A 14,298-nucleotide genomic window follows, 5' to 3' on the forward strand; every position below is an offset into this window, starting at 1 on the left:
ATCCTCCTGAGGTTCGAATGTGTGCGGCCGGGTCACGCGCGGTCCCGATACCGGGCGAGTTCGACACGGGCGACGACGCCGAGGTGCACTTCGTCGGGGCCGTCGGCCAGCCGCAGCGCCCGCGCCGCCGAGAGGAACCCCGCCAGCGGGGTGTCGTCGGACAGTCCCGCCGCGCCGTGCAGCTGGATCGCCATATCGATCACCGAGTAGGCCATGCTCGGCACCGAGGCCTTCACCTGCGACAGCTCGCTGATCGCCGCCGCGGCTCCCCCGGTGTCCAGCAGCCACGCCGTGTGCAGGACTTGCAGCCGCGCCTGGTTGATCGCGATGCGCGCGTGCGCGATGCGTTCGCGGTTGCCACCGAGATTGATCAACGGTTTGCCGAAACCGTGGCGACTGCTGGCCCGTTCGCAGGCCAGCTCGAGCGCGCGCTCGGCCATGCCGATCAGGCGCATGCAGTGGTGGATCCGGCCCGGTCCGAGGCGGCCCTGGGCGATCTCGAAGCCGCGGCCCGGTCCGGCGATGATCGCGTCCAGCGGCAGGCGGACGTTGGTGAACGACACTTCGCCGTGGCCGTAGGGCTCGTCGTAGTAACCCATCACCGGCAGCATCCGTTCCACCCGAACGCCCTCGGTGTCCAGCGGCACCAAGACCATCGAATGCCGTGCGTGGCGGTGCGCTTCGGGATCGGTCAGGCCCATGAAGATGACGAATCGGCAGTTCGGATGCCCGATTCCGGTGCTCCACCACTTGCGGCCGTTGAGGACGACGCTGTCGCCGTCCACGATCGCGGTCGCGCTCATGTTCGTCGCGTCCGAGGATGCCGCGTCCGGCTCGGTCATGCAGAACGCCGAACGAATCCGGCCCTCCAGCAGCGGTGTCAACCATTCCGCGCGCTGGGCGTCGCTGCCGTAGTGCACCAGCACCTCGGCGTTGCCGGTGTCGGGGGCGTTGCAGTTGAACACCTCGGGAGCCAGCAGCGAGCGACCCATCAACTCCGCCAGCGGCGCGTACTCCACGACCGACAGGCCCGCCCCGTACTTGTCGTCGGGCAGGAAGAGGTTCCACAGCCCCTGCTCACGCGCCGCGGCCTTGAGTTCCTCGACGACGGGCGAGACGACCCACCGGTTCGAAAGACCGTGCAGCGTGGCGAAATAGTCCGCCTCGCGCGGCGTGATCTCATTGTCGATGAACGTGCGTACCCGGTCGATGTAGTCACGAGCGACGGCTGAATGTGTGAAGTCCACGATGGCTCCTTGTCGATTCCCCCGATACGGCGACATTAGAACATTTCTAAGCAATGCTCAATAAGGCGCGCCTCGAAGGACTCGATGCAGGATTCAGCGGTGTCAGTCTGCGGGCGAGCCGAACAGGCGGCCGAGGGCGTCGACGAGGTAGTCGACCAGATCCGAGGTGGCCACGTCGTCGTCGGCTTCCACGGCCATCTCCTCGGCCATCGCGAGCCAGCCGCGGACGGCGAGGCGCGTCATCGCGTCGGCCTCCGGACGACCCATCGCGTGCAGGATGCGGTCGGTCAAGGTCGCGCGAACGTCCTGGAACACTTCCATGACTCGGTCGTCGCCGCCGCTGGCCGCGCGCACCAAGGCCACGTAATTGGCGCGACGACGCCGGATGAAGTTCACGAAGCCATCGGTGACAGCGTGCTCGCGCGTTTGCGACGTTCCGTCTTCGGGCACTTCGGTCTGACCGAGCATCCGGTCCCCCGCCGCCCGGACTACCGCGATGTAGTAGTCGCGCTTGGTCGGAAAGTAGTGGAACAGCAAGCCGCGCGAGATGCCGGCCTCCGCGGCGACCTCGTCGATGGCGAGCTCGTGGATCGGGCGGGTGACGAGCAGGCGCAGCCCGATGCCGATGAGCTGTCGGCGACGATCCTCGCTCCTCAAGCGGATGCGGGCGCTCCCGGACGCGGTCATCTGGCGAAGGTACCACCGTTGTGCAAAGCTCCATCCACTATTGAGCGTTGCTCAACCTGACGCTAGCCTGTAGCCCCGCGACGATGAGTCGACCGCTGACCAGGCAGGAGTCACTATGCCGACCAGTCACATCAATGGCGCCGAACTCGCCTACATCGACACCGGCCTCCCGCCGCGGCGGCCGCACGCGCCGACCATCGTGTTCGGACACGGGCTGTTGTTCGGCGGCTGGATGTTCGAACCGCAAATCGAGTCGCTGCGTTCGCGTTACCGCTGCGTCGCGATCGACTTCCGCGGCCAGGGCTACAGCGCACCGACGCCGTCGGGCTACGACATGGACACTCTCGCCGATGACGTGGTGGCCCTGATCGACCACCTGGATCTCGCGCCGGTGCACTACGTCGGCGTGTCCATGGGCGGGTTCGTGGGGCAACGCATCGCCGCGCGCCGCGGCGAATTGCTGCGCTCGCTGACCCTGCTCGACACCAGCGCCGAGGCCGAGAGCGCCGTGCAGTCCGCCAAGTTCAAGCTGCTCGCCTTGGTCTATCGGCTCGCCGGAACCAGCCTGGTGCGCGACCGCGCCGCGAATCTGCTGTTCGGGCCGGTGTTTCGGGCCAGCTCGGCGGGTGAGCCGGTCATCGCCGAATGGGCTCGGCGGCTGAGTCGATCCGAGCGCGCCGGAATCCACCGCGCGATCATCGGTGTCGCCGACCGCCGCGCGATCCTGCCGGAACTGGACCGCATCGATGTGCCCACCCTCGTCGTCGTCGGCGCCGACGACATCGACACCCCGCCGGACAAAGCCAAGCAGATCGCCGACCGCATCAAGGACGCCACGCTCGAGATCGTCCCCAACTGCGGCCACACGAGCACGCTCGAGCAGCCCGAGGTGATCACCGAGCTGATCGCACGATTCGTCAAAACGACAGACGACGTCGCCGCGGCCCGCACCAGGCGCTGAGCCGCGTTCCCGAAACCGCTACGCGCCCAGCGTCTCCAACACCCGCCGCGCCTGGTAGTCCGCCCCGAGCTGGTTGGGATGGAAAGGCACGGCGAGACCGGCCGGTGTGCTGGAGAACGGGACGAGCCCCTCTACCCACCGCACCCCGGGAGGTTGGCAGGCGTCGTGGCCGGTGCTGCCGGTGTGGGTGTCGACGAACTCCACACCGGTGGCCGCGGCGACGCGGGCGAGCATGTGGTTGAGCTCGATGAGCTTGTCGCCCAGCCAGATCGCGTCGGCGTCGGAAATGGGAATCTCCGGGAAGCAGCCGCCGGTGGTGCCGACGGCATCGAAGTAGTCCAGCAGCAGGATGCGGGCGTGCGGGGCGCGTTCGCGGATGCCAGCGATCGTCGCGGTCACCCGGGTGGCGGCGACGCCGATGGCCTCGGTCATGCGGTCGGTGTCACCGGTGATCATTCTGTCCAGGCACGGTGTCGCGGCGGGATCGAGCGTCAGGCAGGTGAACACGGACTTCGCCAGGGCGGCGTCGTTGCCGCCGATGCCAAGGGTCACCAGATCCGTGGTGGGAGTAAGACTGTCGAATTGGGGCGGGTTGCTGCCCAGCCCTGTGGCCTGCGGGCTCGTCATGTGCCGGGTCTCGGCGCCGCCGCAGGTGGCGTCGCGAAAGACCGGTATCGACAGCGCGGCGGCCACCTGCTTCGGATAGTTGAAGGCGCTCTGCAGGCAATTCACCGGCGCGAACTGTGTGCTGATCTGACTGCCCGTGACATCGGCCGCCCACGAATCCCCCAGCGCCACATACTCGGAATACCCCGGATCGGCCGCCGCCGGTCCGGCGGGCAGTCCCGCGGCCGCGAGGGGCAGCATCGCCACCGCGGCGGACGCCAGCACTGTACGCGTGGTCCCAAGCACTGTTTCTCCGCTCGAAATACCCGACCCCGTGTATGAATTGGACTAACGTCCAGACGGAATGTAGCACGGTTGTGCGGGCATGCGCCCGCAACCGCGGAGATCGGCTTCGGTAACGGAGAATTCGTCCCCGCGCTCCTTAGGGATTGAGCCGGTATCGGCCGCCGCCGAGGGAGCGAGAGCGGGAGCGGACCTGGTCGGAATACTCGCCCCAGCGTGTCGCTTCCGACCACGTCACGTCTTTCGCCGTCGCGATGCCCGGAATCTCGGCCTCGGAGAAATCCGTTCCCGCCGCGTCGACTCGGGTCAGGTCCGCGCCGGTGAGATCCGCGCCGCGCAGATCGGCGTGGTCGAGCTGGGCGTGCGCGAGTTTGGCGTCGACCAATACCGCCTCGACCAGGTAGGCCTGGCGGAGATCGGCGGAGGTGAGATCGGCTCCGGTGAGATCCGCTCCGGGGAGCTCGACCCCGTGCAGTCTCGCGCGAGCCAGATCGGCGCCCGGCCGGATCGCCACTCCGCCGCAGACGATCAGCACGGTGCGTAGCGATGCCGCGCCGCGCCACAGCGCGGTGGTCGCGTTCTGGAGCAGCGTTCGAGGTGCAGCAGTACTCAATCAAGCCCCCTGCATGCGAGAAGTTAGCCAGCGAGTTCCGGCACGGCACACGGTGTGGCCGCCCGGGTCGTTCGAATTGTTCGATGGACCAATCAAAATCGGCGGGGTTCAGCGCTGATAGCCAGCTTATCGCTACAGTGTGACATGGAGGAAGCTCGACATGGCTTGTTCGACGGGTAATAGCTGTCGCGTCCGAATGTCCGTCGGGAAAGAGGATCCGGCGGTGTCACCGCTGTTCACGCATCCGAGTTTCGTATCCGAGAGGACACTTCGTGAACCCGAAGGACCGAGCCTGGGATCTCGGGTACGCGGCGGGCTGGCGGCTGGTACGTTCCATACCGCAGCGGTGGGCTGGCCGGCTGTTCGACATGGCGGCCGAGCGCTCGGCCCGTAACGGCGGACCAGACCAACTGCGGCGCAATCTGGCTCGGGTACTCGGCACCGCCCCGCACGAGGTGCCGGACGATCTCGTGCACGCGAGCCTGCGCTCCTACGCTCGCTACTGGTGTGAAGCGTTCCGGCTGCCGTCGATGGATCCGGTGCGGCTGGCCGAAACCATCGAATCCTCCGCCACCGGGCTCGAACACATCCACGAGGCGGTCGAGCGCGGACGCGGCGCGGTGCTGGCCTTGCCGCACAGCGGGAATTGGGACTTGGCGGGGGTCTGGATCGTGCAGCGGGTGGGTTCACCGACCGTCGTGGCCGAGCGGCTCGCACCGGAATCCCTGTTCCGGCGCTTCGTCCGGTTCCGTGAGAGTTTGGGTTTCGAGATCGTCCCGCTCACCGGTGCCGCGACACCACCGTTCGAGCACCTCACCGCGCGACTCGAGCAGGGGCGGATAGTCGGGCTGCTCGGTGAGCGCGATCTGTCCGGCAGAGGCGTGCCGGTCGCGTTCTTCGGCGAACCGGCCCGCATGCCCGCCGGTCCGGCCCGGCTGGCGATCGACACCGGCGCACCGCTGCTGCCGGTGCACTGCTGGTTCACCCCCGGCGGCTGGGGATTCCACGTCGGCGCGCCGATCGACACAACCGGCGGAGTGCGCCACACGACTCAAGTCCTCGCCGACCGATTCGCCGCCGGTATCGCCGCACACCCGGCAGACTGGCACATGCTGCAACGGGTATGGATCGCCGACTACACCGACGACGAACTCGCGCGCATACAGGCTCGCCGCGATTGACGGTCCGCCGCTGTCCATTCTCCGCCCGCCGCGGCACCGACTTCCGCTGAGTCAGGGTTCGAGATAGAGCCGTTCGTTCGGCAGCCGCCGGAATCCGTTCACGGCGGCATCGACGGTCACCGCGTCGACGTAGTGCCGGTCGCGGTGCTCGGCGACGAACACCAGCGCGGCGGTCAGGCACGCGACGAAGTCCATGCGCACTCCGTGCAGGAACACCGAAAGGTGCACATCCGGCTCCTCCGGTCGCGGTGAGACGGTGCTCATCGCGAATGCTCGCGGGGCGGGGTCGCGCACCTGTGCGCTTCGGAGAGCACCGCACGGCCGGAAGGGCGGAACGTCGAGTGCGCGGCGGTGATCCACCCGCGATACTCCGAGCCCTGATCGGCCGGTGACGGCAACGCGACTCGATCTCCGTTGCCCAGCACCGTGATTCGGTGACTGCGAGACAACGCCGCTTGGGCCGCGACCATGGTTGCCGGGATGTCCGAGCGCACGAGGAATGTCCACGTGTGGGATCGGGGGTGGGTGACGATCGGCCCGCCGCCCTGTTTGGTGGTTTCGAGGTGGATTTCGACCGACTGTCCGAGTTCGGAAGGCATCTCGATCGCCCACACCATGCCCGCGGTGAAACTGATCCGCCCCGTGTGGGGTTCGAGGACCGCGGGCAGATCGCACACCGTGCGGTAATAGGCGACCCTTGAACGCGGTGTATCGGCGCCGACCCGCGCGAACGGATCGGTGCTCGGCGGGGTGTCGTTCACAACCGCCTCCTGACCACTGCGTCGAACACACCCATTCGGAACCCCCTTGTTCACTCGACATATGAGGAGCGCCCGCCGCCGGGAACTGATGGGGGCACCGCATCGACCCGGCGGCGGGGCCAGGTATCAGCTTGATGGTTGGGGTGTGTTCGAAAGGCCAGTGAAGGGACAGGTTTCGAGTAGTGCGGGGCGGTGCGGTAAGGATCGATCTACCCTCGAGGCATGGGCCAGCACGCTGGGGAGCGGATCGCCGCGGAACGGAAAATCGCTGGGCTGAGCCAGCAGCAGTTGGCCGGTCGGGCCAAGTACAGCCTGAGCATGGTCAAGGCGGTCGAGCAGGGGCGTGAGGTCGCTTCTCCGGGGTTCATCGCGGCGGTGTGCGGCGCGCTCGGTATCGAACCCGAGCGGCTTCATGGCAATCCCTATGTCGAAACTCTCGCCGAAGACGGTCCGATCGAAGGGCTCGCCGAGTTGCGCACGGTGCTGGCCGAAGGCGCGTATGTCCGAGCGGTCGAGCCGCCTTCTTTCGAGGAGCTGTCCGCTGGCCTTGCCTCGGTGGAGGTGGCCCTGCGCAACGACCGCACCCGTCGTGCCCTGGTACTGCTCCCCACCCTGATCCGGCAGTTGTACGGCGCGATTCACGCCGCGCGAAACGACCGGGACCGCGCGAAGGCGTACAAGATGCTGTGCGCGGCGTATATCGCCGCCGAGGGGGCGTGCGGCAGACTGGGCTACTCGTCGTTGACGGCGCTGGTGCTGGACCGGCTGGATTGGGCGGCATCCCACGCCGACGATCCCGCCTATGCCGTCCGCAGTCTGATCAAACGGTCGCGCCTTCTCATGGCACACGGAGCGACCGACGTGGCGATGTCACTCGTCGATCGTGGCCTGGCTCTGGTTCCCGGTGACAGCGAGGCGGAGAAAGTCCTTCGCGGGTACAGCCACCTGCGCGGGGCGATCGTCGCCGCACGTGCACGACGCCTCGATGACGCGCGGACCCATATCGGTGCGGCACGGCGGATCGGGAGCCCGATGGCCGGGGAAAGTGCGCTTTATACGACGGATTTCGGCCCGGGGAACGTCGAGGTGCACGCTTGTGCGGTCGAGCTCGAGGCGGGCGATCCTGGCAAAGCGGCGCGTGACGGTGCCGCCTTGGCCCTTCCGTCCAATATGGCCGCGCCGAGGGCGGCTCACCACTGGCACGACAACGCCCGCGCCTGGCTGATGACCGGCAAACCCGATCACGCCCTGGCCGCGCTCAACAAGGCCCGTGCCGCTGCGCCTCAGCAGACGCGCCTGCATCCGTCCGTGCGGGAGACTTTGTTCGGCATCGCCGCAGCGCAGCGCCGCCAGACCGAGAGCCTGGTCGGCTTCGCCTCCTGGCTCGGCGCGAGTCTCTGAGCCGTCAGCGCACCAGCGATCCAGCGCTACCTCCGACCCCGGGGTGCCGCCGCTGGTGCGGGCAGCTCCCGGGGTTGCTGGTGTGGTGGTCCTGGGCGCGTGCCGGACGGCGGCGCGGTGATCAGTAGTAGTAGTAGTTACCGTAGGCGTCGTAGTTCTCGGACGATGTGCCGGGCGTGAGGTTGGTCTGGCCACCCGGGGTCAGGTCGGTCTGGCCGCCGGGGGTCAGATCCTGCTGGCCGCCACACACCAGGTTGGGCCAGGAACAGGTCGGCAGGCTGGGGTCCTGCTCGGCTTGGGCGACGCCAGCCGTCACCAGGCCGGCACCTAGCAGGGCGGGTGCCGCGGCGATCGCCAGGGCGCGTGCGAAGCGGTGGGTGCGGCGGGTCGAGCGCTGGTCGGTCGTCATAAGGGCTGCTCCTTCGTGTTGTTCTGGCGGGGCGGTCCCGCTGTCGTTGTGACGGTGTCCAGCCTGCTCGACGCTGGCCTGCGCTGATAGGACACCCAGGGTGCGGGACGACGCACCCTCCTTGTGGTTCGAACCCACCAAGGTGGGGTGCTCGTGCGGTTGAAAAATCGACTACCCGTGACAGTTGAAAACGCGATCAGACTGGCACCTTGGGGGGTCGAACTACGCCCATATAGCAACACCGGCGTCCAGGGCGGAACGGGAGCCGAGACCAGCGGCGGCGGTACCTCGCGCAGGCCCAGTGATCAGCAGTGCGATCGACGTGTTGGACAGCAATCGAGGGACGCGGCACGGTGGGGGCGCGCCGGTCATCACCGTGAAGACGATCGGCCCGGTGGATGCCGTTGAATTCGTCGGCGCCGTTCCACCCGCTGACACGCGAATGAGAAATGTTGTTCTCGAACATGTTTCGCCATTCATGGAAGTGTGCGGAACAGGTCGAGCAGGCACCCCGATGCCGCCGATCGTCCGTAGGCCGGTTCGCATCCGATTCCTCTTCGGACGCTGTCGCGAAGGCCGCGGTGTCAGCAGGGTGACTGAGATTCGTTTATTATCAAGCACTTTGAAGCGAAAGCGCGAAGCTGTCGGACACGCGTGGGTCACCGGCTCGGATCGCGAGCCGATCAACGAACGATAGCGTTCGCGAACGCGCGCGGCAAGGCTGTCGTGGCGTCACGGCCTACTTCCCACGCCTCGAGAGGGCAGCGGCAGACGCATTGCGGAATACGCTACGAGCACGTAGAAGCAAACAAGTAGCGATCGAATGATGTTGTCCTCGAACAATTTCCGGAGCATGGCCGTCTGATTCGGGTTCGCGATGGTCCGGTACTGGGGATCGTTCCATGACTACCCTCCGCCAGGCCCGGTGGCCGAGCACTGAACCAGCGTCTGTCTGAGTTGCATTGTCGTGCAATGTGATTCCTCACAGAAGTTTGCCCAAAGAATTCCGGTCGGTTTCAACGCGCGTCTAGATGTGTTGTGCGGTAGCCTCTTTCGCTATGTTCGTGGTTGAGGAACTTGTTGCGCTCGTGGTTGCGCTGGGTGATGGACGGGCTGCGGCGGGCGTAGAGCAAGACCATGTGGAACGACTACTACCGGGTGCGTGACCATCTGCGCGCGTACGCGGACGAGCACCCCGGAGATCCGGACGGTGTGCTGGTTGTGGACGAAACCGGGTCTTTGTGCAAGAACGTGAAAACCCTTCGGGCGCAGTGCCTATGCTCGCGTCCAACAGGTGCGGTCGAGAGCTGTCGGCTCGACCGTCTCGGCAACGGGCATGTCCCCGCTGTGTCGCGCCGCCGGGCCACCCCGACTAACACGGCCGACCTTCGCTCCGAACATAATGGTGCACAACTCATTTCACGGCACTCGACATCGACGTCGACCCGGTTACGCGATGGTTCCGTAGCCGGAAAGCTGTGGATTCCCGAACGGGCGACGGTCGCACTGCCATCCGCCCCACGGACCACTCCCCCCGGACTCAGCTGCGGACCCATCGCTCGGCGGATACCATCGCCGACTCCCGCGGGCGACCACGAAATCGCCGCCTAGCTGCGCTCCGCACTCACCGAGACCAGCGACGACCAGCTCACCGAAGTCGCGGTGGCGGCAACGACGCCTGCTACCCGAACGGCCGATTCGTCCGTAACCGCACGCCCTCTTCAGGCCCGTGGTCGCCACCGCATGCCCGACTCCGCTCGCTATGACACCGAAGGAGCTCACCGCCAATGGACAATCCCACGTCACCGTCAGGACTTCAGGAGGACGGGCACCTGGTCGCGGCCATGTCCGGAGGGTCGAGCACCGCGGTCGCGGACGGCCGCGTGCACGTCGCCACCCCGGCGGCGAACGGACATACCCGTGCCGACTCCGCAGAGCAGGTCGTCGCGCCGGTCGACCAAGCGGCGATGGTCACCGAGAGGATGCGCGAAATCCTGGTCACCGGAGGCGATTTCGACGACATATACCGTCACGTCCTGACCGCCCCCGGCAAACGGGTCCGGGCCAGACTGGTACTGGACTGCCATCGCCTGCTGCCGTCGGCCGTCTCGGCGTCCGTCCCCGACGCCGTCGATCTGGCCTGCGCGATGGAGATGCTCCACGAAGCGTCGCTGATCCACGACGACATCTGCGACAGCTCCCTGCTGCGGCGCGATTCCCCCTCGGTGCCCGCCTTGTTCGGCATCCGAACCGCCGCCCGGGTCGGTTTCCATATGGCGGGCACCGCATTACAGGTCTTGGCGCGGGTACTGGAAGACAACCCGGTGGTCTGCGCGCAGCTCGGTGAGGCTCCCGGCGTCACCTATCTGGACAGCATCTCGGACCTTTCCGCGGGGCAGCTCGTGGAGACCATGACTCCCGACGTCGATGACGCCGCGCTGCGCAGGCACTACGAGGTCGTCGCTGGCGCGAAGACCGGCACACTGTTCCGGCTGGCCTGCTCCTACGGCGGTACGGCGGGCGGTGTCGACCACGACCGGCTGCGCGCCCTGATGCGCTACGCCGAGCAGTTCTCCCTGGCCTTCCAGATCATGGACGACGTGCGCGACGTCGAGGGCGACCCCGCGCTCGGCAAGGAGGCCTGCGGCGACCTGGACCGCAGGGTACCGACCTGGCCGGTGATCGAATGGCTGGCGATACGCCCAGACGCTCGCGAAATGTGGCTGTCCTCAACGACTTCCAGTGCCGAATTGCAGGCCGACCTGGTACGCAGCGGGGCGACCAAGGCCGCGCACGACGCCGCAATCCGCGCCGCCGAGACGGCCTGCGAGGCGCTGGAGACGTTCCCGCCGACCCCGGCGCGGGACGACCTGCGCAACCTGGCGCTACAGGTGGTGTCCCGATGACCGGAGGAAGACTCGGCATCCTCGCCAACGGGCTGCGCGACCTGCGCCGCGCACCCGATCTCACCGCGCTGCGGGCGGCAGGCTCGCCGGACGAGCTGGCCAGGCTGGCACTGATCCCGGCGGCGCGCAACATGGGCATCGCTATCGGTTTCCTCGGCGCGGATCTGCGGGCCGAGGCCACCGCGGCGCTGCTCGCCTGTCGCGTGCTCGACGCCTACGAGGACCTGATCGACCGTCCGCTGGCGGGCAGCGCCGTGCGGACCGCCGCCGAGTACCTCACCGGCAATACCGACACCCCGCCGCCACCGCCGGAGCGTGTCACGGTCCGCGACAGCGAAGCCGTGGACCTGGTGCTGGCCGAACGCATCGCGGACGTGCGCGCACTGGTGTCGGCGCTGCCCGTCGCGGCACGCGAACGCGTGGGCAGCCTGCTGCTCGATATCGGCGATGTGATGGCCCGCAACCTCGATTCGCCCCTCCCACGGGTCGCCTACAGCGAGGGAGTGCTCGGCCGCGTGACGCATTACGCGTGCACGATGGCCGCCGAAGAGGCCTGTGCCGAAGCGGATTTGCGCGAGCTCACCGCATGCGTCGGCGTCATCGCCCAGGCGGCCAACGACCTGCGCGACGGCGAACTCGCGCTCTACGGCGTCGCCGACCGCGCGGAACTGACCCGAGCGGTGATGCTGCGACTGCTCGCGCCGGCCCTGGGCGGGTTCGCCCTGCTGGCCCGGCTCGGCCCGCGCACACCGAACCCGGGCGCCCGGGCGGCGATGGCGTACATGGCCATCACGACGACCGGCTTCCTGTGCACCACGGTCGGGGCGCCGGTCCCCTACCGGCGGCCGATCGGTGCGACCGCGCTGGCCGTCCTGTCGCCCGCGCGCTGGGCCAAGATGGTCGAGCGGGTGCAGCGATGCGCCGACGCGGCGATCCACCGGGTCCTCGACACCTCGCCGGAGCTCGGCGCCGGTTCCGACGCCGCGGCCCGGCTGCTCGGCGCGGTCGACCCGAGCAGGCTCCCGCCCGCGATGGTGCCGCTGATCGTCGACACCACCTTCGCCCTCGTGCGGGCGCTACCGGACGAACCGCTGACGGGCAAACTCTCCGCCTCCGACATCCGCACCATGATGATCGCCGATCACCTGGCCTTCGGCGCCCTGGACCGGCTGCCACCCCGCGGAGCCGACGAGATGCGCGCCCTCGCAACAAGATTCCAGCTGGCTGCCCTCGACAGCACAACCCTTGGAGGAGATCGCCCGTGACCAGTCCGTCGACCGGCTTCGGCATCGGAACGCCCGCCACCAACACCCGAGGAGAACACCTATGACCACCGTGCCAACCCGTCCCGGCGACGGAACGCCCCCGGCGTCCTCCGACCAACCGCCGTTCAGCCGGCGGGTGCTGAAGCTCGAGCACCCGGCGAACGTCGGCCCGCTACTGCACATCGTGGCGTGGGTCGTGCTGCTGTCCTTCGGCCTGTTCGTGCCGATCGCCACGAACTGGTACCTGGCTGCCCCACTGATCCTCCTGCTGACCTTGCTGAACTTCTCGCTCACCATCGGCGTGATGCACATGCACACGCACCGGGCGCTGTTCGTCTCGCGGCGGCTGAACCGATTCGTGGACATCATGTGCTGTCTGCCCGCCACGCTGACCTCGGCGGAGATGCGCGAAGTGCACGTGCTCAACCACCATCGGTTCAACGACGGACCGGGCGACGTCACCTCCACCGAGGGCATGGAGCGCGGGCTCGGCGCCGTGTGGTACTGGATCAGGTACGGCACGATCGTCAAGAACCACACCATGCGAATGATCTTCGCCGCCAACCCGTCCGAGGGCCGACGCAAGCGTCGCCACACCTTCGTCCTCGATCTCACGCTGGCTTTGGCGCTGCCGGTGGGCATCTGGTACGTCGCGGGCTTCGAGCGGTTCGCGCTGTTCTGGGCCCTGCCGTTCCTCATCACGCAGGTGAACTCCGGCTACTTCGCCTGGCTGACCCACGCCCCGGCGCGGGTGTTCGAGGACGATCCGAGCAAATCGCTGAACACCGCGGGCAACTGGCTGAACTTCTTCATCTTCAACCAGGGCTACCACAGCGTGCACCACCGGTACCCGGGCGTGCACTGGTCGCAGATCCCCGACAAGCTCGACTTCATGCGCCAGGTCGACGCGGCCGTCATCGTGCCTTACTGGATGACGATCCAGTCGTCGTGGCGCCTGGTCCGGCCCGGTGGCTTCCTCGACGCGCGCTACGGCGAGCGCTGGAAGGCCAAGCTGGACAAGCGGATGGAGACGGGGACGGTCCGCCTGCGGTTCCTGCCCTGGTTCGCATGGATCTGACCACCACGCAGCAACAGGTTCGGGGCGCGCTGACGGACCGCCGCCGGCTCGTCCCGTTCCTGCTGGCCTTCGGCGTCTACGGCGTCGCCGGAGTGACCGTGCCGCTGCTGCTGTTGTTCGCCGGAGGCTGGTGGCTGCCCAAGACCGTCGACGAGGGACCGCACCTGTCGACCGGTCCGGCCATCGCCATCGACGTGCTGCTGCTGGCGCTGTTCGGCTTGCAGCACTCGGGTATGTCGCGACCCGCGTTCAAGGCGTTCATCACCCGCTGGGTGCCGGAAGCCTTGGAGCGCACCGTCTACATCGTCATGGTCTGCCTGGTCGTGTGGGTGATGTGCCTGGCATGGCAGCCGCTGCCCCAACGAATCTGGTCGGCGGACGGCGCCGTCGGGACCGTGCTCGACGCCGGGTTCTGGCTCGGCTTCGTGCTGGTCTACGCGGCGACGTTGTTGCTCAACCACTTTCACCTGCTCGGCATCAGCCAGGCGTACCGCCACTACGTCATCCAGGTGCCGGACGCGACCATGGACCGCCTACAGGTGCACGGGCCCTACCGTTTGGTGCGTCATCCGTTGATGACCGGCCTGCTGCTGTCGTTCTGGTGCGCCAGCGACATGACGGCCGGGCATCTGCTGTGGGCGGTCGGGTTGACCGGCTACATCCTGCTCGGCACGTTCCTGGAAGAGCGCGATCTGGTCGCCCGCTTCGGCGCGGCCTACCGCGCCTACGCCGAGCAGGTTCCGGCCTTCTTCCCGTCACCGCTCGGTCCCTCGGCGCGGGCACGTCTGCGCCAAGCTCTTCTCGGCCGTTCGGATCAGCCGCTGTGACGGCCGAGTTGCGTTCTACCTGAAGGTTTTCCGCTCTACCGCACGACCGTGGC

General features: G+C 67.6%; 15 protein-coding genes. 8 read left to right on the top strand and 7 right to left on the bottom strand.

Annotation, left to right across the window (positions count from 1 at the left end):
- Positions 1-32: 32 nt before the first annotated feature.
- Complete coding sequence (locus ABZV58_RS18800; protein ID WP_355001405.1) at positions 33-1,247, bottom strand: acyl-CoA dehydrogenase family protein; 1,215 nt, start codon at positions 1,245-1,247, stop codon at positions 33-35.
- 102 nt (positions 1,248-1,349) lie between these two features.
- Positions 1,350-1,934 (bottom strand): TetR/AcrR family transcriptional regulator, encoded by a 585-nt coding sequence (locus ABZV58_RS18805; RefSeq protein ID WP_355001406.1) that lies wholly within the window; start codon positions 1,932-1,934, stop codon positions 1,350-1,352.
- 115 nt (positions 1,935-2,049) lie between these two features.
- Here ABZV58_RS18805 and ABZV58_RS18810 point away from each other — a divergent pair, with 115 nt between their 5' ends.
- Positions 2,050-2,895 carry an alpha/beta fold hydrolase gene (locus ABZV58_RS18810; RefSeq protein WP_355001407.1) on the top strand — a complete coding sequence of 282 codons (846 nt, stop codon included), beginning with the start codon at positions 2,050-2,052 and terminating at the stop codon, positions 2,893-2,895.
- 18 nt (positions 2,896-2,913) lie between these two features.
- On the opposite strand, the gene ABZV58_RS18815 is transcribed toward ABZV58_RS18810, so the two are convergent.
- Both ABZV58_RS18815 and ABZV58_RS18820 read right to left on the bottom strand, forming a co-directional pair.
- Positions 2,914-3,807 carry an SGNH/GDSL hydrolase family protein gene (locus tag ABZV58_RS18815; protein WP_355001408.1) on the bottom strand — a complete coding sequence of 298 codons (894 nt, stop codon included), beginning with the start codon at positions 3,805-3,807 and terminating at the stop codon, positions 2,914-2,916.
- A gap of 136 nt (positions 3,808-3,943) precedes the next feature.
- On the bottom strand, positions 3,944-4,417 hold the full coding sequence (locus ABZV58_RS18820) for a pentapeptide repeat-containing protein (protein WP_355001409.1): 474 nt from the start codon (positions 4,415-4,417) through the stop codon (positions 3,944-3,946).
- 272 nt (positions 4,418-4,689) lie between these two features.
- Here ABZV58_RS18820 and ABZV58_RS18825 point away from each other — a divergent pair, with 272 nt between their 5' ends.
- Complete coding sequence (locus tag ABZV58_RS18825) at positions 4,690-5,598, top strand: phosphatidylinositol mannoside acyltransferase (protein ID WP_355001410.1); 909 nt, start codon at positions 4,690-4,692, stop codon at positions 5,596-5,598.
- A gap of 51 nt (positions 5,599-5,649) precedes the next feature.
- On the opposite strand, the gene ABZV58_RS18830 is transcribed toward ABZV58_RS18825, so the two are convergent.
- Both ABZV58_RS18830 and ABZV58_RS18835 read right to left on the bottom strand, forming a co-directional pair.
- Entirely contained in the window at positions 5,650-5,862 is a 213-nt protein-coding gene (locus ABZV58_RS18830; RefSeq protein ID WP_355001411.1) for a hypothetical protein, read from the bottom strand.
- Positions 5,859-6,359: a DNA-directed RNA polymerase subunit beta gene (locus ABZV58_RS18835; protein ID WP_355001412.1), complete on the bottom strand. Its 501-nt coding sequence runs from the start codon at positions 6,357-6,359 to the stop codon at positions 5,859-5,861. Before ABZV58_RS18835 ends, ABZV58_RS18830 begins: the two co-directional genes overlap by 4 nt.
- Positions 6,360-6,581: 222 nt before the next feature.
- Here ABZV58_RS18835 and ABZV58_RS18840 point away from each other — a divergent pair, with 222 nt between their 5' ends.
- Positions 6,582-7,760 (top strand): helix-turn-helix transcriptional regulator, encoded by a 1,179-nt coding sequence (locus ABZV58_RS18840; RefSeq protein WP_355001413.1) that lies wholly within the window; start codon positions 6,582-6,584, stop codon positions 7,758-7,760.
- Positions 7,761-7,881: 121 nt separating this feature from the next.
- Here ABZV58_RS18840 and ABZV58_RS18845 read toward each other — a convergent pair whose 3' ends face one another.
- Positions 7,882-8,169, bottom strand: coding sequence for a hypothetical protein (locus ABZV58_RS18845; RefSeq protein ID WP_355001414.1), 288 nt, complete (start codon positions 8,167-8,169; stop codon positions 7,882-7,884).
- Positions 8,170-8,470: 301 nt separating this feature from the next.
- On the opposite strand from ABZV58_RS18845, the gene ABZV58_RS18850 reads away from it, so the two are divergent.
- The 5 genes from ABZV58_RS18850 to ABZV58_RS18870 all read left to right on the top strand — a co-directional run bounded on the left by ABZV58_RS18850 (position 8,471) and on the right by ABZV58_RS18870 (position 14,245).
- Complete coding sequence (locus ABZV58_RS18850) at positions 8,471-8,866, top strand: hypothetical protein (protein ID WP_355001415.1); 396 nt, start codon at positions 8,471-8,473, stop codon at positions 8,864-8,866.
- Between the two features lie 1,090 nt (positions 8,867-9,956).
- Complete coding sequence (locus tag ABZV58_RS18855; protein WP_355001416.1) at positions 9,957-11,075, top strand: polyprenyl synthetase family protein; 1,119 nt, start codon at positions 9,957-9,959, stop codon at positions 11,073-11,075.
- Entirely contained in the window at positions 11,072-12,340 is a 1,269-nt protein-coding gene (locus ABZV58_RS18860) for a hypothetical protein (protein WP_355001417.1), read from the top strand. Before ABZV58_RS18855 ends, ABZV58_RS18860 begins: the two co-directional genes overlap by 4 nt.
- Before the next feature lie 61 nt (positions 12,341-12,401).
- Positions 12,402-13,418 carry a fatty acid desaturase gene (locus tag ABZV58_RS18865; protein ID WP_355001418.1) on the top strand — a complete coding sequence of 339 codons (1,017 nt, stop codon included), beginning with the start codon at positions 12,402-12,404 and terminating at the stop codon, positions 13,416-13,418.
- The gene (locus ABZV58_RS18870; RefSeq protein ID WP_355001419.1) at positions 13,409-14,245 is read left to right on the top strand and encodes an isoprenylcysteine carboxylmethyltransferase family protein; all 837 of its coding nucleotides are present in this window, start codon (positions 13,409-13,411) and stop codon (positions 14,243-14,245) included. The genes ABZV58_RS18865 and ABZV58_RS18870 overlap by 10 nt, the downstream gene beginning before the upstream one ends.
- The last annotated feature ends 53 nt before the right edge of the window (positions 14,246-14,298 follow it).

The sequence above is a fragment of the Nocardia sp. NPDC004654 genome (assembly GCF_040609595.1).
GTDB lineage: Bacteria > Actinomycetota > Actinomycetes > Mycobacteriales > Mycobacteriaceae > Nocardia.